Genomic DNA, 21,990 nt, shown 5'->3' on the forward strand with positions numbered 1-21,990 from the left:
ACAAGAAAGGGAATTAGCGATGATCAGGCTCGCGTTGCTTTCATTCGTCTCCCTTACGGTCATTATGTTCTCATCTGGCTGTACGGACTTTGTTGAACCGAATCAATTAGCTTTTGTCATAGGGACAGCGGTTGATTATGCCGAGAACGGGGAGATTGAAGTTAGTCATCAAATCGTCATCACCTCTCAGAAGAACTCCATGGGCAAAAGCGGAACATTCAGCGGCGCTGATCACTTCATTGTGGTGTCGGCCAAGGGCAAAGATATCTTCGATGCCCAGCAGAAGATTCAAAGAGAAACATCTCGGAGGCTAGTGATGAACCATCGCATCATGATTGCCATCAGCGAAACATATTTCGCAAAGAGGGATGCCACGATGCTGTTCGATAAAATGGGCCGAGATCCCGCGAATAACCTCAGAGATGTCATTGTTCTTATTAAAGGATCAAGCGCCAAGCAATTCCTGACGATGAAGCATCCGCTCGAACCGAACACAAGCATAGGCGCTGAGAAGAGACTTCATATTAATGAAATCAGAAACTATTCATCCAGGGTTCTCATTATCGATAATCTCTCGGATGGCACTCGTCCTATGCTGCCGGTTATTCAGCTTAAGGAGCCGCTGAAGAACGATAGCGAGCTGAACATGAATAACGCCACATCCAAGTTTGCGGTCTTGGACAAGCAGCTCAAGGTCAAAGGAATTCTGGACGACGCCGAAGGCGCCAGAGCGGGCTGGATGTCAGGGAATGAAACGGGGCAAGGATTAACGATTCCGTGGAAGGACGGCGTAAGCCACTTATCGTTTCGAATGAGCCATCTGAAACGCCGCTTGCATGCGGTGGACGATAAGAATACCAAACGTATAATTGTAACCGTTAAAGCACAAGCGTATCTGCTTGAGAACACGGCCAATCTAGATTTGTCCGAGGTCGATAACATGATCCTTCTCCAGAACTACGTGAGCGCGCAAGTCGAGAAGGAATTACAGCAAACGATGAACAAAGTCCAGAATTGGGGAACCGACGTCTTCGGCATTGGCGAATACCTGCACCGTAATGATCCTTATTGGTGGAAGTCGGAGCGAGACGATTGGGATACGAACTTCAAGGAGCTTAAAGTGACCGTTAAGGCGCATATCGAGCTCAAATCAATTGGCATGATCGGAAAGTTATAAAACAGCGGGAGGTCATCAGCAGGATGAAAATAGGAAGTTATCCAATGTTCTGGATGGTCAGCATTTCCTCTATCATCGTGACCTCCTACCTCCCTATCCGATTAGCCATGGCGGAAGCAAAGCAGGATAGCTGGATATCCATGCTTCTTGGAGGCTTGCTCATGTTGGTTACCACATGGATCATACTCCGGGTCTGCATGCAGAATAAAGATAAAACATTAGTCACATTCATGAAGGACTTGTTAGGCACCTTGCTTGGCAAAACGCTCGTTCTCGTTTATTTCCTCCATTGGCTTTCGCAGTTATCATTGTTGACCATAGGCATGGTGGAATTTCAGAACCTGATTCTGCTTCATAACACGCCAACGATCGTTCTCATTGTGTGCACATTGTTTCTCGCTGCATATGCGGTGTATAGAGGCGGAATAATAGCAATCAGCCGCTGCGCGGAGGTCATTGGCCCTTTCTTTATTCTCTTCTGTTATTCCCATCTATTCCTAAACTTCAAGTATATCGATATGAAGAGAATGCTCCCCGTCTATGCGGATTCAGGCTGGTTCCACATCCTGAAGGGAACTTTATACGCATACAACTATATGCTAGATCCAACGATCATTCTCATGCTGTTCTTCTTCGCCGCGAATAAACAGGCAGCGTCGCGCGCCATTCTCTGGGGAACGGCTGCCGCTGCGCTATGGGGCGTAATGACCACGCTCGTTGTTCTGTTTGTGACCGGACCGGATATGGCGGCGCAATTGATTCACCCGACTTATTATCTGACGAAATTCGTAACGATTCTCAACTTCATCCAGAACATCGATTCCTTCTACGTCACCTTCTGGGTATTCGGCAATTTCATTAAATTATCCGTCTACCTGTTCATTCTTAGCTATGGTCTATCCCAGTGGACTGGCTTCAAGAACTGGAAGCTGATCGCATGTGTAATGACTTTAATCTGGCTCGCGATTGCAATTTATACTTCCCACCATGTACGAATATCACATATGTTCAAGAACATCTATCTCATTTGCTTCTACCCTCTCATCTACTTCGTCTTCCCTCTAATCTTATGGATGGTTGGAGGCATACGCAGAGCCGTGAGGCGATCGATTTAGTTCTCACTCGATCCGGCGAGTAAGCTTGGGTTGAATGCCTTGTTACTATCTTGTAACTATTTCGTTACCATTCTGTCACTCCTTTAGAGACAAGGTTAGTTACTATGAAGTTGTAAGTTAACCGTCCCTGAAGTCTCCACAAAACAGAAGAGGTGAGTGTAATGAAGAACACAACGACAAAATCGTATAAATTAGTAAATAAAATAGCTTTGACCGGATTGCTTGCAGTAAGCTCCATGGCGGCTCTGTCCAGCCATAATGTTAATGCGGCATCTGCACCAGCGCAGACAACGGCATCCGTAACCGCATCAGCATCTGCCGAGATGAGCCTTAGCTCTCAGAAGGGCAGCACGTTTATCAACAGCATCTATAAGCTTGCAAGCGTTGGGAAAATTCCAGGATTAAACGCCATCGCAGGCAAAACGCCGATCTCCGCTGTACATTACAAATGGGGCGATCCGGAAGTTGGCGGTGACCTGAAAGGGAACCATTACGAATTGTACAATTTCGGCATGGGACAAGGCGCATATGGCTTCGGTATTAACAAATCCGGCGTCATCTACGATTTGCGTAATTTCGGGCAGTCCATTGATCAGACAGTCGGCGTCAAGTCGCTGACCTTCGCATCCGTTATCAAAACGCTCGGTAAGCCTAAAGAGGTTCGCTTCTCCGGCACGGACAAAATTTATGTCTACCAACCTGCCAAAGCGTATGAACTGAAATTTGTCGGTCCTAGCAAAGTGGCCAGCGGCAAGGTCGCGCATATTGACCACATCAATGTTTATGCAGGCAAAGCGAATACTTAATGGAGTAATAATAGGACAGGCTGCCGAGATTATCGGCAGCCTGTTTTATTGAACAATCACAATCGAACATAATCTATATTATGTAAACCAATCGCAACCACTACTTATTTCTGCAAGCTCGCCTTAAACCAGAACACATTGTAGGGGTTCCAGAGCGACAAGGTGAAATAGATGGTTTGGCCTCCGTCAGCCGTATATCGGCTGTTCATAAACGGAGCATATAGCCCGGGCTGCTCGAAAGGGGTAACAAGATTAATCGTTTCGCCCCACGGCCCCCAAGGAGACAGTCCTTCGCGAAGGACAACTCCTTCCCCTTCCTTGAGATACGTCATTAACCAGCGGTCCAGATAAGGGTTCCATACAACCGACAGCTCGCCTACCGTGTCGTCAATTATCGTCTTTGCTTTCAATGGATCCTTACCCCAGATTGGTTTGCCCTGATCATCGTCTCCAGAATAATACAAATAGGCATCTGGTTTCTCTATCTCCGGTTCAGCGACCTTCATCAGCTGCACGCCGCCGAAACGTCCTGAAGGAATACACCAGAAATAAATGTCAGAGCTATCGTCACCGTTCGCCACTTTGAACGGGCTAACTTGAATGAAGTTGCCCTCACCAGGCCATTTTAGCTGATTCAGCAATGTCCAATTCTGGCCTTTATCCGTCGATTTCGCCACGCTTGCGAAGTTGGCATCCCAATTGCCAGGTGCTCCCCAGTGATTGACCGACATATAGTACAGGTATAGCGCACCGTTCGCCGCCACCCCGTGCGTCGGAATCGTCGTCATCTCTTCATTGTCGACCTTCTTGGATGGGAGCAGTTCTTTCGCAAGCCCCGTTTCATCCGTAATCATGCCGTCCAGTTTGATACCGTCTACTGGGTTATCATCGGTCGTATAGCCAATGGTATTGGAGCGCCAGAAACTGCCTCCTGCGCCGATCTGATCTGCGTCTCGTTCACCAAATGTATCACCGAATACCAGATACGTTCTATCCCCATCATTGATCATGGAACCGAGATCCGTGCCTTGAACCCCGAAACGTTCTGTTTTATTGGGCGAATCCTTGCCTGTAATCTGCATCACTTGCTTAACATCCGTTACTTCTTTCAAGATAAATGATTTCCCACTTGAATCCAACATAGGATTCGTGTTGTCTTCCATACAGCCAGTCGTTAATAGGAATGCGGTCATCGTAGCAGCCATGCCTAGAGCTGCGATCCAAACATTTGCTTTCAATGCGTCACTGCCCTTCCGTATTTTCTGTGTGGGTATTAGGATGAACCCTCATTATTACTTCAAGATTTTTCCACGATTACCTGCCAATTAGGTGTGGGAGCTGAATATGTAAAAAGGAGGCTGGCGCATTCGCCAGCCTCCTATATCATCCGAACTTATTTTATGGCATTAAATTTGATCGCGCCAAGCATGTTTGGGTTGCCAATTCAGCAGCTGCTTTGCTTTTTCATTGCTTAGCAGCGTTTCGTGCCCCTGAAGCGAACTTCTGAAATCCGTTACGTCTTGATATCTGGCTGCCATAAGATCTCTGCTAGGAATGTCCATGCTCGTATCGTCAGCCGCTAGATTAAGAGCTACGCTGCCCAGCCCATCTGCTTCAATCGCCAGCTGGAATGCTGCTGCCGCATCCCTTGTATCGATATAGCTCCATAATATGCGATCGCGCTCAGCGGGATCGTGAATGAATTGCGGGAATCGCTTATAAGCGTCCGGAGCGATTACATTGCCGAGACGGAACGAGACAATCTGCATGCCGGTACGTCTGTGGAACATATCCGCTGTCTGTTCGTTTACAACCTTCGATAAACCATAGCTATCCTGCGGAAGCTGAGGGTGTTCCTCATCCACCGGAACGTATAGCGGACTGAAGCGTTCTACTGCAAATACCAATCCATACGACGATTCGCTCGACGCGATGACGGCTTTGCGAATCCCGAGCCCTGCTGCAGCTTCCAATATATTATAAGTGGACATTACATTGTTGTTGAACGTGACTTCGTTCGGGTGCGAATAGGCGACTGGAATCGCGGCCAAATGTACAACGGCGTCAGCTCCAGCCAATACGCCATATACTTCACCCAAATTGTTAAGATCTACAATTACAGTTCTGCACAAGGCTTGTCTCGGCTGTTTGATATCGGCATTGATGACTTCATAGCCTTGTTCGACAAAGTGCTTCACCGCCCATTCTCCAAGCATTCCGCTTCCGCCGGTAATGACTACTTTAGGCATGTTTGATTTCTCCTCTATCGGTTGTTAAGCCAGAATATTCTCGATGCGCTCGATCAAGTCAGAGCTAAGCTGGGTGCCGGCTGCCTTGACGTTCTCTTCTACTTGCTCTGGCCGGCTTGCGCCTACCAGGGCACTGCTTACGTTGGACTGACGCAGAATCCAAGCTAGAGCCAATTGTCCGACTGTCAGATCAACCTCAGAAGCAGCACTGCTCAGCTGTTGCACCTTGGCGATTTTTTCTTCGGTAATCCCATTACGCATCCCCTCCAGCTTGGACGCCCGGCTATTCTCAGGAAGGTCCTGTATAGACAGGTATTTGCCCGTTAGCAAACCTTGAGCGAGTGGCGAGAAGACAACTTGTCCGATTCCTCCGCGCTCTCCGTAAGGAATGACTTCTTTCTCAATGTAGCGATTGAACATATTGTAGATCGGTTGATTCGCAACAATACGGTCTAGCAGGTAACGATCGGCGATAGCGTGAGCCTCAGCCATCTGCGATGCTGTCCACTCGCTGACCCCCACATACAATACTTTGCCCTGACGCACCAAATCGTCCAATGCGCGAAGTGTTTCTTCCATCGGCGTGTTTGGATCAAAGCGGTGGCAATAATACAGATCAATATAGTCGGCGCCTAACCGCTTCAAGCTTGCATGACATTGTTCAACAATGTGTTTGCGTGAAAGCCCACGATCGTTAGGACCATCGCCCATCTGACCGAACACCTTAGTCGCTAGTACGTACGACTCGCGAGAGTATGCACGCAGCGTTTCACCCATGAGTTTCTCTGCTGCCCCACGTTCGTAAACGTTTGCCGTATCGAAGAAATTGATGCCTAGGTCATAGGCGGTTTCAATGGACTTCACTGCGTTTTCCCGCTCGACATAACCTCCATATGTCAGCCAACTGCCCAAACTAATCTCGCTAACTTTCACTCCACTCTTTCCCAATCTCCGATATTGCATACAGGCTCATCTCACTTTCGATTCGAATTTGCCCTATAGTGGACACGCTTACTATTATAAGTAAGCAGATTACAAAGTGTAAGAAGTGAAAATATTATCACTATATTATACATATTATATCTACTATACTTGACGTAAGTGACTTCGCAGCCTGTTGCTGAGCTGAAGAAAAGAAGGCTGGCGCATTACGCCAGCCTCCTGTTACATTGTGCGCCTGTTCGGCATCTATCTCTTCACTGGATTCTCAGCCTTGGCCGATCCAATCCGCTTGTGCATTCGCCTTCCACTGCGCGCGAATGGCCTCGTAAATCTCTTCCGGCAGCAAGCCCTGTGCCAGAAGACGGGCATTCTCGATCCAGCGGTCAGGCTTCGTCGTGCCCACAATTGCGGCATTCACGCCTGGAACGGACAATGTGAAACGAAGCGCTGTGCCGATCGATTCATTCAGATCACTCTGCAGGAAGTCGTAACCGAGCGTCTGCAGCCGATCCCAATATGTATGATGATACCCGGATACCGGCTTCTCACCTGTCTTCCAAGCTGCATTCGCGATCGGTCGCTTAGCAACGACGCCAATTCCTCGACTCTGCGCCTCCGGAATCGTCAATGTTATCGCCTCCTGATCGGCGATGTTGACGGATGTCTCCAGCGAGTCGAATGCACCGCATTGCACGGCATAGAGCGCGGCTTTATGGTCTCCGCTGTAGCCGATATAGCGGGTTTTGCCTTTCTCTTTCGCCCGTTGCAGCACCTCGATGACATCGCCTTGGCGCAGCAATTCCTCCGAACAGCTGTGCAGATGCACGACATCGACGTAGTCCGTCTGCAGCCTCTTCAAGCTGCGGTCGATGCTCGCTTCCAGCATGGCTGGATCCCAGTCAGGTTTGTCGAAGCCGGACGCGTGACCGCATTTGGTGAACAGATAATAATCCCCGCGACGCCGCGCGATGGTCTTGCCAATCAGTTCCTCGCTAGTGGCGTAGCATTCCGCCGTGTCGATAACGTTCAGCCCCGCGTCAAGCGCGCTGCTGAGCAGCTTGTCCGCTTGCTCGACGCTAACGCCCTCGAAGCCGATCTCCGCGCCGCCAAAGCCAAGAATACTCACGTTCATATCGGTGCTGCCGTACTGCCTTTTTTCCATCCTGCATGCCGCCTCGCTTTCGTCGATTGGACTAGGTTTGACTTCTCTCATTATAGGCTGTCCGCTAAATATTTGAAAGAAGTGAAAAAATTGTCAGCAGGTAACCTAGCGTATAGTAACTAAACGAGGTGGCGGAGTCAATGAAACCGTGTTTGCGTCATAGTGTGCTAGAGGCTTGTTTGACTAATTGGGTTAGACTTGCGTCATCGATTTGTCCGCCATTGCGGAACTTGATCGTCTTGCGCTCCGGAGGACCGTCGAACAGCCCCTCTGGCAACTCAAGTCCGGTCGCGTTGAAGATCGTGAAGCTTACGGCTTCCTTGGAAGTCGAAATTACAGCGGCATATTTTTTGTTAAGCAGAAAGTGAGGCTTGTTGTACTGTATGCGCTCTTGAACATCTGGAATAGCATTATGAACGACTTGGCGCAGTTCCTGGCACAGCTGCGCTTGCCAAGACTCTTTCACTTTTTCTATGAAATCTGTCACTTCTTGATTCATTTCATGGTCTCCTCGATATATAGAGCGACTAAAGCCCGCATTCGCATGCGGACTTCAATCAATGACTCTATTTATAATTTGATCGTTACTTCCGTGCCGTCTGAAGCCTGAATATCAACAAGAACAGTCCCTTTGCAGCGTTGCAGCTCCTTGATGAGCTGCCTAATCGCTTTCTTCGTTGGTTGGTTTTCGAGAATCGACAGTAGCTGATCAATCCCCTTGCGCTTGTTCAGCCAATCCCTCATCTTGCGATGGACTAACTTGGAAGTCAAGATACCGCTCCCCATGCGCAACACGGTATAAGGAACCGGAATCGTGAAAGCATGCTCATTGTTCTTCACCTTCACAATGACCATGGCCCGTTACTCAATCACGACGGTGATGGTATCATTCTCACCAGAGCGGATATCAATGATCTGTCCATCTAGCTCATTCTCGATGGCATCAATCAGCAAGTTGATATCGATATCCTTCACATATTGCGCAGCCTGCGGAATATTGGACGCGATGCTATGCCCTGCTCCGAGAACAGCCTTCACCAGCTTAATCGGCAAATTAATGTTCACATTATCGTTGTCTTGCGATTTTATGCGTATCTTTAACGTCTTGGCTAAATAACCGCCGGATGATGATGAGTATCTCTTCGAATAATCGGGTCTCCCTAACACCTGTACCGCTTGCGTGGGTTGCTTTTCCTTAAGGGCATTAATCAATTCTGAAGCCTGGTCTGAATTAATCTTGCCTTCTTGCATCATGGATAGCACTTTGCCGATTTCTTCTTTCATCGTTTCATCCTCCTTATTCATGCTTCAACAATTTGACCGCTTCATCCGCTGTGATTTCGCCATTCTCCAGCATTGTAATGACCTTCTTCTCATCGAACTCCGATTTCTTCCGCGTCTCGTATCCGAGGGCCGTGATGATATCGTTCAGCTTGCCGCGCACCGTCGGGTAAGATATGCCTAGCTCTTTCTCCACTTCCTTGATATTGCCTCTGTTCACCAGAAAGGTAACTGCAAAATGGAGCTGTTCGGATGAGAGATGAGCCAGCGCTGATAATTCAAACGTGTTCTCAATCTTCGTCCGGCAATGTCCACATTCCAGCTTGACGGCGTACAGCGTATTGTCACATACAGGACACTGAGTGAGGATAGGATATTTCATATCCGACTCCTTCCCTTTTTCTTAAAGTATAATTCAACATATTCAGTTTGTAAACGGTTAGAATAAATAAAATTAATTTCGTTATTAATTATATTGATTTTGACGAGTGAATCTTGTGAGATCTTAAAGTGGTTTGTTATCAAAATCAACATCCTCCGAACAACACTTTCTTACCAAGCACAAGAGCCCCTCAATGATGAGGGGCTCTTGTACGCTCATTATTAGTTGAATCCGCCGGTCGAATGAAGCACTTGGCCAGTCATCCACTCTGCATCATCGGAGGCTAGGAAAGCAACTAATCGAGCAGCATCAGTGGGCATGCCCACTCTGCCAGCTGCAAATTGTTGTGCCAGCTGTATTCGAAGCTCGCCTGTCATCCAACCCGTGTCCGTTGGGCCTGGATTAACGGCATTAACCGTGATTGCCTTCGGCCCCACTTCTGCAGCGAAGGTGCGCGTGAAGGAGTCAACAGCTCCTTTAGTCGTGGTATAGGAGATTTCACCCCTCATAGGGCCAAGCGATTGGCCAGATGTCATATTGATAATTCGGCCACCTGACTGAGCTGTGAATCGTCTAGCAAATTCCACGCTAAGCAGCACGACCGCCCTAACATTAATAGCATAGTGAGCATCTAGAGACTGAGCTGTAATCGTTGTTGGATCATCATTAACGGAGTAGCAGGCATTGTTTACAAGGATGCAAGGCGCTCCTAATCTGTCATGGAGATGATTCAATAATTCTACCGTATTCTCAGGCAAGGATAGATCTAATTGTAGATGTTCGCAACGGACACCCATGGAGCGTATCTCCTCTTGAAGCTGATCTGCTTCCACCCGAGCACTTCCCCAAGGCATCTGTTCATCGTAGCTGCCCCAATGTGTAAAAAACACATCAGCACCGTGCCCGGCCAACTCCTTGCACACCGCTGCTCCGATGCCTGCTGCACGACTTGCGCCTGTAACAATCGCGATTCGGCCTGATAATTTCCCCATAATAGAGCCTACACCAACTTCCTGCGAATCGGATATAACATCGTAAAGTGAAATGTCTCGATCTCCGAGTAAGGAACCGTAAGCGCGTTGAATGGCTCAAGCGGTACTGTTTCCATTCCGAGAACACCTTCACTCGTATCGATCTCATACTCAGATGATTGCTGGAGCCAAGCGAATATCGCATCATATACACGCCACATATGAGCTTCATCCCCGTTTACTTTGGCACTCACGCAGAGTCCACCGCTTACTTCCAACGTCTCGATTCCATCTTGTACATCCCCAAACTCGCGAACAGCCAATCCAACCCACAGCGTATCGACTTCCGTGCTCCATTGCGCTTGCGGAATGAACACATACGCAGTTGGACCATCTGACAGCCTTGTATCATCAAGTGGAATCTGCGATGTAAGCTTGCTCCAAGCTGCCCGGGTTCCGCTCTTGTCCGGCGTCAATCCCGTTCTTACTGCCAATGCTTTGAAAGGCGCCACTTCGACCAAATCAATGATGATGGTTTCTTGCAATTCGATTCACTCCTCTTCTAATCATTTATACAACCGATTTAACCTGAACGAACATGCTAAATTCACTGTCCCACTCTTCGCCTTTATATCTCTCGTCATATACCTCGAAGCACACGATGTCGAATGGATCGTAATGGTTTGTTCCGAGCCAGTTCATGAGTTGTTCGAACGTTTCATTGATTCTGCTGATTGGACCCCGATGAACAACTTCCGCATAGGAGCCAGCCGGAATTGTATAGGAATGCATTCCTTCTGGAATTCCACTTGATGCTCTAGTCTCAACGCCTGCCATGTAGCCATGTTCATTTCGTTTGATTAATCCGATCGTTTCAAGCGGATTGACCCTATCACTAACTTCCTCGATTCTCTTAAACAACACAGGCCAAGCATCCCCTGGACTGCAAGGTTCCCCAATCCGTCCGATTCCGACAATCTTGCGTGCTTCATAATCAACTAGCTTCGGTGTAATAGTCACCATAATCGTCGTCTCCCTCTATATCACCTGAATTAGTTAACCCAAGTTTCGGACCAATACCCCTTCATGAAATCTAGCAACCGTTCCAAGACCTCTACCCCGAGCGTCTCGGATTCCTTGGCTAACCGAAGGAGTTGTACCGACTGGTCTGCCGTGGTCGGATCGTCCGGTTGTCCGCCTTGAGGGAACGGGAATAAGTCGCGCATCTGGGCAAGAGCTTCAGCTGCCCTTGCATAGTGTGCAGCCGCTTCTGCAGCGAATTTCCGTACTGTGCGTTCAACCACATTATCGCCGTTCCAACGAATCACGAGCTCTCTCAGGAATTGCGCTGCATATTCGCGAGCATCGCTTACTACGGCAATGTTATACGCGTTGCCGAACGGGTCTGCTCCTCTACGTTCCATACAAGCAATCCAGGCATCGTAACCGGCAAGGCCGATCTGATATTTGCCATCGAAAATATGCTGCCACTCCCGCCCTCGCGCATGATCCACGATCATATCTAGCGCCATCCGCAGCGTCTCGTATTTGGAGTGCGGAAGGCTTTCGCTAATGGCTGTTACCCAGAGCATGTTACGCTTCTCCACGAAGTCGGTATATGGAATGGTGCCTTCCCGAGAGACATCCTTCGCATGAAAGATCTGCTGCTCATCGTCGTACCCGTAGATGAGCCCGAATTCCGGAATGAACAGGTCAAAACTGATAACCGGCACTCCTTTATCAATAGATTGCTGGATGAGAACGAGCACCTTCTCCACTTTCTCCGGCGTAAACGGCTTCTCTGTATCGGAGAGACTGCTAATAAACCCTAAATTACATAGATTCCGCCTGACTAGGTAACCGCCCGGAAACATGGTGGGACCTGCCACGTCAATATGCACAGGATCAATGTTAATCCGGAAGGCATGGCCTGTAATGCCCATCACATCGACTAAGGAATAATGCTTCTTGTCCGTATACGCAGTAGCTCCGTGAATCGCAGCTGCTGCGCTCGTCCATGTCTTCGTCCAGTCCTTCTGAATCGTGGTGTTTACTCCGTTCATCTCGTTTCCCCCAACTATCAAATTTGTGGACTACGCAAAATATGAACTCGTTTCTGCCCCGTTTCCGCGCGTTGCTTAACATAGGTCCGAATCGCAACACGGATCCGTTCTTTCTGGACCTTCGCCCGCGAACGAGACAGCAGATTGTAAACATTCGCCGTCGTCATATCGTACAGCTGTGCAATTTCTCCCGGCGGGAGCTCACGGAAGAAGTGAGCCTCGAAGATTTGGCGCTCACGAATGCTTAAGCAGTGAAGCAGTGATCGCAGCTGCCCCATTAAATCCATTCTAAGCAAGCCTCTGGCAAGGTCACCGCTTCGATACGCCTCCTCGGCTGCGGATCTGGACATCCGAAACAGGATTCGGTCGATATCCCCCCAGTCCATGGAATCGCGATCTCCTGCGTAATCATCAGCGGAATAGCCGCTTTGCGTCCCGAAGCTCGCGAAAGGCTGTTCTCTCCCGAATGGCCCGCCTCGGCGCAGCTTCATATACGCTTGATTGCGGATGATGGTCTGAAGCCATGGCAAGAATCGGCGGGCATCGGTCAAGGTCCCAATGTGCAGGAAGGCGCGAATGAGCGCATCCTGCACGATATCATCGGCCATATGCGCATCCCTCGTCATGGTGGTCGCCCAACCATAAGCTTGTGCCCGATGTGCTCGAACCAACTCACTGAAAGCATCTTGATCCCCTTCGCGAGCACGCTCGACAAGCGTTCGGTCGGCCTCCTTCTTGGCTGCAGTCTCGGCTTCGGCCATCCGCGCAGCTGCGATCACACTGTTCAACTCTTCATGTAGCATCATACTCCTCCTACCCCCGATAAAGATTAGATGCCAGAAGAAGAGCGTATCTATCACATGATGGATATATAGTTAAAAATAAAAAGGCCGCTAAGGCGGCTTCTTGGTCAATTCGGGCAAAGGCGATTAAACGCAATTATCTCTGTAAAGTATATCATGATGTACCAGAATTAGACAATTAATGACATTAAGGATAGAGCCAAGAGCGAACCTGTACAGGCGGCACTCTTGGCTCTATGGGCTTAATCTTACTACTTGATGCTCGCTCCTCTGCTTGCTCGGCTTTGTTCATACCTAATCAGGTTCATAAACAGCTTGTCCGCTGTAGGGTTAATGCCAAGATTGGCGATAATCCGGAACGAGTTAAGCACGATGCGCCCTTCGCCAATATTGTAAATACCTAGTAGCGTGCCAGTTGCAACGCCTGTCTTGCACGGATATCCAACGGCGAAAGCAGCTGCCATTACTTCATCAGGAGTATCTTGCCCGTCAAACAGAAAGTCAGGGATAACTTGACCGTAATAATCAATGTCCATGATCCCTTTTATTTGAAGGCCTTCGAAGTAAGGATGCTCCTTCGCGACGCAATCCTTATGATATAGCCAATCTATGAATTTATAACAGCGTCCTTTCTTGGAGAATGGGAACCAACCCATACTCTCTTCCTCGCGTTTCCAAACATGCGGTGAGAGGAAAATGACCGTACTGCCCGACTCTGCTTTGCTCATAAGCGTCTTCCAGTTCTCAGCCGTCATCTCGCTTCCGGCAAAGTCGCCGACCAGAATGACGCCAGCGTTCTCCGAAGTGCTATCTGTTAGCGGCTTCTTCGATATGCCCTTTGCTTCAAGCCATGCTTCTGCTTTGGAATCGAAGCCGAATATAGTGACTGGCTCAGAAGTGATCGCCTGACGTGATTGGCTCTCCGCCACATGAAACGTCAGTCTGCCTCCCGATGGCGCACCGCCGTGCTCCATGAATGCCGATAGCTATCTTCGCCGCTCAAGGTTTCCGGAATACGGACAGTGGCGCGTTTCTCCCACACGACTCCGCTCTTGCCTGCAATTCGGAAACAGACCGGATACTCACCTGCCAGAAGGACGTCTTCATTAGCGAGAACCGCCTCAGTTCGGAATGGAGTTCCTGCATAGACGTGCATCGGTTCCACGAACAGACACCATCGAAGCGGAGCCCAACCGTCCTGCAAGGCTTCCATGATGCCCGGCTTTCATTCTCGGAAGAAACTCCACAATCCTTCGCCGGAATAGCCATGGTCTAACATTCCTGTTAAGTTATATCCGCAGAACCTCGGATTCGAGCGTACATGATCGAACACTCTCTTCCTCTGTTTGCTGTGCAGCTGGTTGCTGTCGTGAAGCATGTGCTGCGGGAAAGCATAAACCTCCTGCATGCCATAACGGTTCCATTCCGATTCGAATCTCTCCGCCATAGATCGGAACAATGCGACATCATGAAGATCGCTCCGAGCTCCGAACTGCTCGAAGAATCTCGTTGCCCGAATGACATCAAGCAGACTGCCATAGCCCCACTCTGACAAAAAGACAGGCTTGGTCTCTTGTCCCAGTGTCCGCACAAGCTCATTGATCGGGGCTGTTCGAGGCTCGACCGGATAGAAATGAGCATCTCCCATCCCTTCATATAATCCTGTCGGATAGCCCCACTCCCAAGTAAACGGCGATCTGTTCGGTATTTCTGCCGCACCGGCTTCTTCAGCTCCCCATTCGAACTGCCATTGCACCTCTCCCGGATTGCAGATGGTGCCAATGCCAAGCTGGCGATCCCAACGTCCGCTTCCAAGCAGCACAAGCCTTGTGTCATCGTTGGCTCTCAATCGAGGCAAGATGGTTGATGCGTGCCGGAATATCGGATCATCCATCGTTTCATTCAATAGCCCCCAGATTACGACGCAAGGGTGATTGCGATCCCGTCTGACTAGCCCTAGCGTTGAGTTGTCGAATCGCTCACTCATCAACGGCGAATCTTCCATCCCCCAGGAAGCGGCGCATTCATTGTAGACCATCAGTCCAATCTCGTCACAGAAATCCAATTGTTCTTGCAGAGGAGCGGTGGCGATGAAGCGGATCATATTAAATCCGCTCGCTTTGGCATAGATGAGATCCTGCCTGATGAGATAAGGATCGGTTGTCGCAACCGCGGTTCCGACTGGATAGTGGTTTCCCGTATGCGTAGATCGAACAAAGATACGCTTTCCGTTCAAGCGAAAGAACCCCTTCTCGACTCGGAAATCACGAAACCCGCATCTCACGGTAGTCTGATGATTCTGTATCCGGTCATGCAAGGAGCTTTCTAATCGAGTCGTTACTCTGTATAGGTAAGGAACTTCCAAGCTCCATAGGCGAGGCTTGTCGATCGCGACTACCGTTTCGAACACGGATTCCCCGGGAGCAAATTCAATCTCGCCACTCGTAATGATCAGAACCTCTCCGGATTCGCTCGGACTTACGTCAATCGACCATTTACTTTTCGATAGGGAGGAAGATTCGTTCACGATTGCTAGTCGAATATGAATTTCTCCGGTTGCGATAAGAGGTCTTACAAACATATCCGATATTCGGACTTGCGGCATTTCAACCAGCAGAATATCCGAATAAATACCGCCAAAATTATAACCGGTTCCAGGTGTTAGCTCACGTGTACTCTTATGTCGATTAGCTGTTTGCTTAAGCAGAAGACCATCAATCTCAGTATCCGTTGGATTAACAATACGGATGGCCAAGAGGTTCTCTCTTCCTCTAATCAAATCATCCGTAACATCAAATTCAAAAGGCATTTCTCCGCCCTCATGACTGCCTATGTAACTTCCATTGAGCCAAATCTCCGCAAAATAATCCACGAATTCGAATTTCAACACTTGTTGATAGTCGAGGACAAACGGAACCTTCGGGATAAAGCGATGCCAGTACCATGCCACGCCATGATAGTTGGGATAAACTTGTTGAATGAGTCCGGGAACCGGTGCGAGCTCCGATTCTTTCACAATATTGGATTCAAACCACTTCTCTTGTTTGCCGATGTTCTCTGGATCTCTTGCAATGCACCACGCCCCCGACAGGACTTGGCGGTTATTCAAACGAACGGATGCAGCAATTGCGTTTCTCTCTAAATCATCTTTCATGCAGAGTCCCCTCTCTTCTAATTGAAACGCTTTCAGGATATTTTTGGTCTTATCTTACTCTCCGCTCGAATTAATTGTCAACAAATTTGAATGAACGTTTACAATAGATTAGATTTGATTTCAAAATAAGAGTATTGTTTGCAAGTCTAGCGATGTTCGTTATAATAGAAAACAAAATAACCCCTTGGCAAATGATATAGTGAAAAGAGGGCAATTGATGATCAAGAAGACGATAGCTGAACCACATGCACGAACTCCGCAAACGAAAGACGTGTTGAATAAAATTCGTACGGACATTATTTTGGGCGTGCTCGCTCCCGATTCGTACCTTATAGAGAATCAAATCGCAGCTGAACTCGGTGTCAGCCGCGGCCCCGTTCGAACCGCACTGCAGAATCTTGAGCAGGAAGGTCATGTACGCTCGCTCTCTAATGGCCGAACAGTCGTGGTCGGATTCTCAATGAAAGCTGCCGAGGATACATTCGACTTACGGCTCATGCTGGAATACAAAGCGCTCGACATTATCATCAAGAACGAGATGGTTGATTTCTATCCCCTATTCTCCGTCATTGATCAAATGAGGGAGATCGACTCCAAAGTAATTGATAACAAAGAACCCGTTGAAGACTGGGCTCAAGCGATTACGGCAGTAGATATTCAGTTTCATCGCGCAATTATGATCATGAGCGAGAACATTCCGATGCTCCAAGCTTGGAATCTAATGGCAAACACGATGTATACGGCACTTACGATTTCGAACAGCAGCAATTACAATAGCTTTCATGAATATTTCAGAGAGCACAAGAGCTTCTCCGATCTCATCATTCAGCGCAACCCCATCGTATTGGAGAAAATCGTGGAGCATATCTCGAATGCCAAAAGACTTGTTCTTGAACGGTTGAAGAATCGCTGATTCTATTCAGATAAAGGGGACTATCGGATGAACGATCTTGCGGGGAAAGTCGCATTGGTCACGGGTGCAGGCCGAGGTATTGGCAAAACCATTGCATTAAAGCTTGCCGAACATGGCGCGGATGTCGTCGTGAATTACGCGAACAGTGAACATGGAGCGAACGAAATTGTTAACGAAATTGCTAAGCTAGGGCGGCGGAGCTACGCACACAAAGCAGATGTATCGGACGTAAGTCAGATTCACGAGATGGTGGAGAAAACGATTGGTGCATTCGGCAAAATCGATATTCTCGTCAACAATGCTGCCATCGATCCGATGATCGACTTTTTTGAAGTGACCGAGAGCTTCTGGGATCGCGTTGTCGATACGAATTTGAAAGGTGCTTTCTTCTGCGCGCAAGCCTGTGCCGAGGAGATGAGAAAGACCGGCAAAGGCAAGATCATTAATATCAGCTCCGTTCACGGCAGCCTGACGATGCCGCGATACGCTGTTTATGCCTCGACGAAGGGCGGCATGAATGCAATGACGAGACAGCTCGCTCTCGATCTGGCTTCCTATAATATCACTGTCAACGCAGTTGCTCCAGGTGCGACGGAAGTCGAGAAGTTCTCGGAAAATCCCCATCATGATAAGCATGCGGTTGGCAAGCAGATTCCCCTGGGACGAATCGGATACCCAGAGGACGTCGCTAATGCCGTTGCTTTCCTATCGAGTTCAGGGGCGGACTTCATTACCGGACAGGTCCTTACCGTGGATGGCGGATCAAGCACAAGGTTCTTCCTACAATAACTTCATACCTTCATAGCATGCATAAGCCTCATCGTTGTACTATTTATGGTTTCAAGCCTATACATTATGCGTGTAACAGCCCACCTGATCTTACATCAGGTGGGCTGATTGCAGTGGTATATTTTTCTAATGTTTGTACACAATACAATCTGATGGAAACCCGAAACGTATGGATGAAGCCTCTGGCTTCGTCTTTTAGGCCGTTTCCTCTCCGTGAATCTTCGGAAATGGATGACTAATGATGGAGGGTTCAATAGTGGTGCCTAAACTTTCCGTTACCGAGCCGATGCAGGAGCAAATCAGAAATCGTATGGAGGGTGCCCCTGATTTCGTCATTCGGCCGTTCCTTCTCCGCGGATCTTCGGCTTTCACCTGCCTCTACCTATCCTCGATTGTGGAATCGGCTCTCGTAGATGAGTTTGTCGTTAAACCCATTCTGGCTGCCGTTCCTCTCCAAGAGGAATACACTATGGACGAGCTGGAATGGTTTAACAACCACATCCCCTTCGTCCAAAACAAGGAATGGACAGATGCCGATGAGGGCATCCGCCTGCTGCTGGAAGGCCAGTGTCTGCTGATTCCAATGCACGTCAACCTTTTCCTAAGCTTTGATGTCAAACGCAGTGATTATCGGAGCGTAACCGAACCCCAGTCGGAAACCACTGTACGCGGACCACGGGAAGGTTTCGTAGAGGACATCGGTCGGAACGTAGCTCTTATCCGTAAACGGCTCAAAAGTGAGCATTTAGTATTTGAACAGATGACAATCGGAACGAAGACGAAGACCACCGTGTATTTGACCTATTTGCCCGACGTAGCTCCCTCTGGCGTCGTAGAAGAATTTCGCCGCCGATTGCAGGCCATTCAAGCTGATAGCATTCTGGAAAGCTCTTATTTGGAAGATTGGATCCAGGACAAGACATTATCGCCATTCCCGCAACTTATCGGGACGGAACGGCCGGACGCGGTGACGGGCAAACTGTTGGACGGGCAAGTAGCGCTTCTCACCGACGGCACTCCGATTGCGTTGATCGGTCCAGTGACTTTTTTTCAACTGTTCTCTTCGCCAGAAGATTACTACCAGAGGCCGGATATCGCGACACTTTCTCGATGGCTGCGTTTGTTCGCTTTCATGCTTTCGATATTCATCCCTCCATTATATATCGCTGTGGTCACCTTTCACCAAGAGCTGCTGCCGACTTCGCTCCTGATCAACCTGGCCGCGCAGCGGGAAGCAGTGCCTTTCCCAGCGTTCATAGAAGCAATGATCATGATGGTCACGTTCGAGATATTGCGTGAAGCTGGCTTGCGGATGCCTCGAATTGCCGGTCAATCGATCTCCATCGTCGGCGCGCTCGTACTCGGCATGACCACGGTCGAAGCGGGACTCGTCTCTGCAGCAATGGTTATTGTCGTTTCAATCACGGCGATCTCCAATTTCGTCTCGCCAATTTACGGCTTTGGCATTGCGCAGCGAATCCTCCAGTTCGTGTTCATGTTATTAGCCGGCTTTATGGGGTTATACGGTATTCTGTGCGGAACATTGTTTGTACTGATCCATCTCGTCTCCTTGCGTTCCTTCGGCGTGAAGTACATGTCTCCTATAGCGCCGTTGATCCTGTCAGACTTCAAAGACACGATCCTGCGCGTTCCGCGGTTCTGGATGAAACGATCACCTGAGATGTTCTCTAGGAAAAAATAGGGGGCCTAACATTGCGAAAATTATGGCTCTTGATCATTCTATTCGCCTTCCTTCTCTGCTCAGGCTGCTGGGACAAGAAGGAAATCAACGAACTTGCAATCGTCACCACTGTCGGTATCGACCGGGAACCATCGACTGACATGTTTATTGCTTATTACCAAGTCATCAACCCACCGGCTCTATCCTCGAGGCAAGGTGGAGGATCCAAGGCATCCGTGTACACATATCGATTCAAGGAATATAGCTTAGGCCGGTTCATGCAGAAAACGAGTACGATGATGCCGCGGTTGCTTTTCACCTCACATTTGCAATGCTATATCTTATCTGAAGAGGTGGCCCGTCAGGGAATCATTGATATTCTCAACTACTTGGAAACGACGCCCGAATGGCGCATGAACGTTTATTTATTCGTGACGGATTCCCCTCTACAGACCGTAATGAACAGCTTTACGACACTTGAAAAGGTGCCTGGGCGCCATGCCACCTCGCTTGTTCGCATCTTATCGCGCGGGTCCTTCACGGGTGGCGTAGAGCCGATCCGTGTTAAAGACATTGTGACAAGCATGGAATTCCAATTGCCGACGCTCATACCGATGATTCACTACCACGGCAAACCTGCGGAGACTACGGAGAGAATGGAACAGATTGACGTCAGCGAACAAGCACCGTCCTTCTTCGCAGACAGCGCGGTGTTCTACAAAGGACGCATGGTAGGACGCTTGGACAGTGAAGAAAAATACTATTATCACATCCTGAACACGAAATATCGGAAATTCACAGAAACGGTTAAAGTAGGTGGAAGCTACGTCGACGTTGAGACGAATGATGTCCAAGTGAAACGTAAATGGGACAGATCCGCCAACCGTCTCGATATCCGCATTCATGCGAATCTCCGAATATTGAACAACACGCAGAATACCAATTTAACCTTGCAAAACCTGCACATGATCGAAAAAGCTTTTAATCGCGTCGTAGCAGACAAATCCGAGAAGTTGGTTGCGACCGGAAAGCTAAATAACTGGGATCTGTTAGGCTTGCAAGATGAAGGGGCTACTGCGGATTCATGGCGGCGGACATCTGTGAATTTCTCGGTCACTTCCGACGTTACGACGACCGGCAATAAGAGTGATCCCTATACCAAGGAAGGCAAGGAAGGATGAAGAGCATATGGAATCCGTCCGGCTCAGTGCGTGGCAGTTTCACTTGTTGACGCAAGTTTATGTCATCGGTACTGCATTTATATTGCTCCCAGGTCCAATCATCTCGAGCGCCAAACAGTATGGTTGGGTTGTCGTCATTTGGGCGATCTTGTATGGGCTTATGCTTGCTTTTGGCTACTTGTACCTTGTCAAGCTGTATCCAGGAAAGACCCTTGTCGAGATCGCTCTGCAGGCATTCGGCAAGTGGGCCGGAGGCTTCGTTTCGTTATTGTATATCGTCTTTTTCATCCAAATTGCATCGTGGGTAACCCGCAATCTTGGCGATTTCATGCATATTAACCTCATGCCGCGCACACCTATTTCTTTATTCCACATCATGATCTTGCTCGTCAGTGCGTATGCTGTGTCCAAGGGGATCGAATCAATCGCCCTGGTGAACGAACTACTGGTGCCTTACCTCTATTTAGCTTTCTGGGTTCCGATCGTCATCATGATGCGGGAGTGGAATTGGCGTTATTTTCACGTCTCCTACCCATTCCATCTGAGTGAAGTCGTTATTCAAACGAGGTATGTATTGGCGTTTCCCTTTATGGAGACAGTGGCGTTCTTGATGTTTATTCCGTTCGTGCAGAGGAAAGTGAACATCGCGTTTATTACGGGAATCGCTGTCTCCGGCGCTATGTTAACGGCTTGCGTCTTTATATCAATTGGGGTTCTAGGGGTGTATCGCGGCCAGAAACTGGTTTACCCCATCTTCTCGATATTCCGCGAAATGAGGTTTACCGGCTTCATCGAGCATTTGGAAGCGATATTGGCTGTGAATATCGTGCTGGTCGTGTGCATCAAGCTTTGTATCCTATTCTATTGTGCCGTATTAGGCGTCTGCCAGCTGTTCAAGATTGAGAGACGAATCATCGTCATCTATCCGATGGTGTGGATCATTTCAGCCTATTCGCTTCTATTTATCAATATCGTCGAAAATCTCGATTGGATCAAAAATTACTTGTTCGAATATTACTTCTTATTCGCTGTGGCATTTCCCATTCTCTTCATCCTCGCGGCCAAATGGAGAAATATCCGTTGGCTGAAGAAGGACGGCGGCGCAGCATGACGATTCTAGCCGCCGTCTATGCCCTAACCATCGGAATCGCTATTGCGATGCGAAAGTTCGGTAACTATACCGGCAAAGAGATTACCGTTTTACTCGCAATGACAACGATCGGAGCTGGTTTATGGCTTAGTATTCTTCTGCGTCATCCGTTAGATTTGAATGATGCGATTGCCTTCGTCATCGAACGGTTCCTGCGTTAAATCCACATTA

The 21,990-nt window shown here is 48.6% G+C and carries 25 protein-coding genes; 9 read left to right on the forward strand and 16 right to left on the reverse strand.

Annotated features, from left to right (window positions below):
- The first annotated feature begins 19 nt into the window (after positions 1–19).
- From AC0YNX_RS06840 to AC0YNX_RS06850, 3 genes are all read left to right on the forward strand, one after another.
- On the forward strand, positions 20–1,177 hold the full coding sequence (locus AC0YNX_RS06840; RefSeq protein WP_475814871.1) for a Ger(x)C family spore germination protein: 1,158 nt from the start codon (positions 20–22) through the stop codon (positions 1,175–1,177).
- Positions 1,178–1,200: 23 nt separating this feature from the next.
- Positions 1,201–2,292, forward strand: a complete 1,092-nt coding sequence (locus AC0YNX_RS06845) for a GerAB/ArcD/ProY family transporter (RefSeq protein ID WP_475814872.1) — start codon at positions 1,201–1,203, stop codon at positions 2,290–2,292.
- Between the two features lie 161 nt (positions 2,293–2,453).
- On the forward strand, positions 2,454–3,098 hold the full coding sequence (locus AC0YNX_RS06850) for a YjgB family protein (protein ID WP_475814873.1): 645 nt from the start codon (positions 2,454–2,456) through the stop codon (positions 3,096–3,098).
- A gap of 104 nt (positions 3,099–3,202) precedes the next feature.
- Here the strand turns inward: AC0YNX_RS06850 and AC0YNX_RS06855 are convergent, their stop codons facing one another.
- The 16 genes from AC0YNX_RS06855 to AC0YNX_RS06930 form a co-directional block, all read right to left on the reverse strand.
- Positions 3,203–4,336 carry a DUF4185 domain-containing protein gene (locus AC0YNX_RS06855; protein WP_475814874.1) on the reverse strand — a complete coding sequence of 378 codons (1,134 nt, stop codon included), beginning with the start codon at positions 4,334–4,336 and terminating at the stop codon, positions 3,203–3,205.
- Positions 4,337–4,504: 168 nt separating this feature from the next.
- On the reverse strand, positions 4,505–5,347 hold the full coding sequence (locus AC0YNX_RS06860; RefSeq protein ID WP_475814875.1) for an NAD-dependent epimerase/dehydratase family protein: 843 nt from the start codon (positions 5,345–5,347) through the stop codon (positions 4,505–4,507).
- Positions 5,348–5,371: 24 nt separating this feature from the next.
- Positions 5,372–6,310, reverse strand: coding sequence for an aldo/keto reductase family protein (locus AC0YNX_RS06865; RefSeq protein WP_475814876.1), 939 nt, complete (start codon positions 6,308–6,310; stop codon positions 5,372–5,374).
- A gap of 244 nt (positions 6,311–6,554) precedes the next feature.
- Positions 6,555–7,451 (reverse strand): aldo/keto reductase, encoded by an 897-nt coding sequence (locus AC0YNX_RS06870; protein WP_475814877.1) that lies wholly within the window; start codon positions 7,449–7,451, stop codon positions 6,555–6,557.
- A 157-nt stretch (positions 7,452–7,608) separates the two neighbouring features.
- Positions 7,609–7,950, reverse strand: a complete 342-nt coding sequence (locus tag AC0YNX_RS06875; RefSeq protein ID WP_475814878.1) for a DUF1801 domain-containing protein — start codon at positions 7,948–7,950, stop codon at positions 7,609–7,611.
- Positions 7,951–8,021: 71 nt separating this feature from the next.
- On the reverse strand, positions 8,022–8,306 hold the full coding sequence (locus AC0YNX_RS06880) for a hypothetical protein (RefSeq protein ID WP_475814879.1): 285 nt from the start codon (positions 8,304–8,306) through the stop codon (positions 8,022–8,024).
- Between the two features lie 6 nt (positions 8,307–8,312).
- On the reverse strand, positions 8,313–8,735 hold the full coding sequence (locus AC0YNX_RS06885) for an SHOCT-like domain-containing protein (protein ID WP_475814880.1): 423 nt from the start codon (positions 8,733–8,735) through the stop codon (positions 8,313–8,315).
- Positions 8,736–8,748: 13 nt separating this feature from the next.
- On the reverse strand, positions 8,749–9,114 hold the full coding sequence (locus tag AC0YNX_RS06890; RefSeq protein ID WP_475814881.1) for a DUF2089 family protein: 366 nt from the start codon (positions 9,112–9,114) through the stop codon (positions 8,749–8,751).
- A 221-nt stretch (positions 9,115–9,335) separates the two neighbouring features.
- Positions 9,336–10,109: an SDR family oxidoreductase gene (locus AC0YNX_RS06895; protein WP_475815201.1), complete on the reverse strand. Its 774-nt coding sequence runs from the start codon at positions 10,107–10,109 to the stop codon at positions 9,336–9,338.
- 5 nt (positions 10,110–10,114) lie between these two features.
- On the reverse strand, positions 10,115–10,630 hold the full coding sequence (locus AC0YNX_RS06900; protein ID WP_475814882.1) for a GyrI-like domain-containing protein: 516 nt from the start codon (positions 10,628–10,630) through the stop codon (positions 10,115–10,117).
- Positions 10,631–10,655: 25 nt separating this feature from the next.
- Positions 10,656–11,108, reverse strand: a complete 453-nt coding sequence (locus AC0YNX_RS06905) for a GyrI-like domain-containing protein (protein WP_475814883.1) — start codon at positions 11,106–11,108, stop codon at positions 10,656–10,658.
- 29 nt (positions 11,109–11,137) lie between these two features.
- Positions 11,138–12,148, reverse strand: a complete 1,011-nt coding sequence (locus tag AC0YNX_RS06910; protein WP_475814884.1) for a hypothetical protein — start codon at positions 12,146–12,148, stop codon at positions 11,138–11,140.
- Positions 12,149–12,165: 17 nt separating this feature from the next.
- Complete coding sequence (locus AC0YNX_RS06915) at positions 12,166–12,954, reverse strand: RNA polymerase sigma factor (RefSeq protein WP_475814885.1); 789 nt, start codon at positions 12,952–12,954, stop codon at positions 12,166–12,168.
- A gap of 248 nt (positions 12,955–13,202) precedes the next feature.
- The gene (locus AC0YNX_RS06920) at positions 13,203–13,925 is read right to left on the reverse strand and encodes a hypothetical protein (protein ID WP_475814886.1); all 723 of its coding nucleotides are present in this window, start codon (positions 13,923–13,925) and stop codon (positions 13,203–13,205) included.
- Positions 13,889–14,164 (reverse strand): hypothetical protein, encoded by a 276-nt coding sequence (locus AC0YNX_RS06925; RefSeq protein ID WP_475814887.1) that lies wholly within the window; start codon positions 14,162–14,164, stop codon positions 13,889–13,891. The genes AC0YNX_RS06920 and AC0YNX_RS06925 overlap by 37 nt, the downstream gene beginning before the upstream one ends.
- 12 nt (positions 14,165–14,176) lie before the next feature.
- On the reverse strand, positions 14,177–16,105 hold the full coding sequence (locus AC0YNX_RS06930) for a glycoside hydrolase family 2 protein (RefSeq protein ID WP_475814888.1): 1,929 nt from the start codon (positions 16,103–16,105) through the stop codon (positions 14,177–14,179).
- 217 nt (positions 16,106–16,322) lie between these two features.
- Here AC0YNX_RS06930 and AC0YNX_RS06935 point away from each other — a divergent pair, with 217 nt between their 5' ends.
- From AC0YNX_RS06935 to AC0YNX_RS06960, 6 genes are all read left to right on the forward strand, one after another.
- Positions 16,323–17,018, forward strand: coding sequence for a GntR family transcriptional regulator (locus AC0YNX_RS06935; RefSeq protein ID WP_475814889.1), 696 nt, complete (start codon positions 16,323–16,325; stop codon positions 17,016–17,018).
- Positions 17,019–17,045: 27 nt separating this feature from the next.
- Positions 17,046–17,807: an SDR family NAD(P)-dependent oxidoreductase gene (locus tag AC0YNX_RS06940; RefSeq protein ID WP_475814890.1), complete on the forward strand. Its 762-nt coding sequence runs from the start codon at positions 17,046–17,048 to the stop codon at positions 17,805–17,807.
- Between the two features lie 256 nt (positions 17,808–18,063).
- Positions 18,064–19,509 carry a spore germination protein gene (locus tag AC0YNX_RS06945; protein WP_475814891.1) on the forward strand — a complete coding sequence of 482 codons (1,446 nt, stop codon included), beginning with the start codon at positions 18,064–18,066 and terminating at the stop codon, positions 19,507–19,509.
- 11 nt (positions 19,510–19,520) lie between these two features.
- A complete protein-coding gene (locus tag AC0YNX_RS06950; RefSeq protein WP_475814892.1) occupies positions 19,521–20,669 on the forward strand; it encodes a Ger(x)C family spore germination protein in 1,149 nt (382 codons plus the stop codon).
- Between the two features lie 7 nt (positions 20,670–20,676).
- On the forward strand, positions 20,677–21,780 hold the full coding sequence (locus tag AC0YNX_RS06955) for a GerAB/ArcD/ProY family transporter (RefSeq protein ID WP_475814893.1): 1,104 nt from the start codon (positions 20,677–20,679) through the stop codon (positions 21,778–21,780).
- Positions 21,750–21,980: a hypothetical protein gene (locus tag AC0YNX_RS06960; protein ID WP_475814894.1), complete on the forward strand. Its 231-nt coding sequence runs from the start codon at positions 21,750–21,752 to the stop codon at positions 21,978–21,980. The genes AC0YNX_RS06955 and AC0YNX_RS06960 overlap by 31 nt, the downstream gene beginning before the upstream one ends.
- Positions 21,981–21,990: the final 10 nt, after the last annotated feature.

The sequence above is a fragment of the Paenibacillus sp. J31R98 genome (assembly GCF_056269245.1).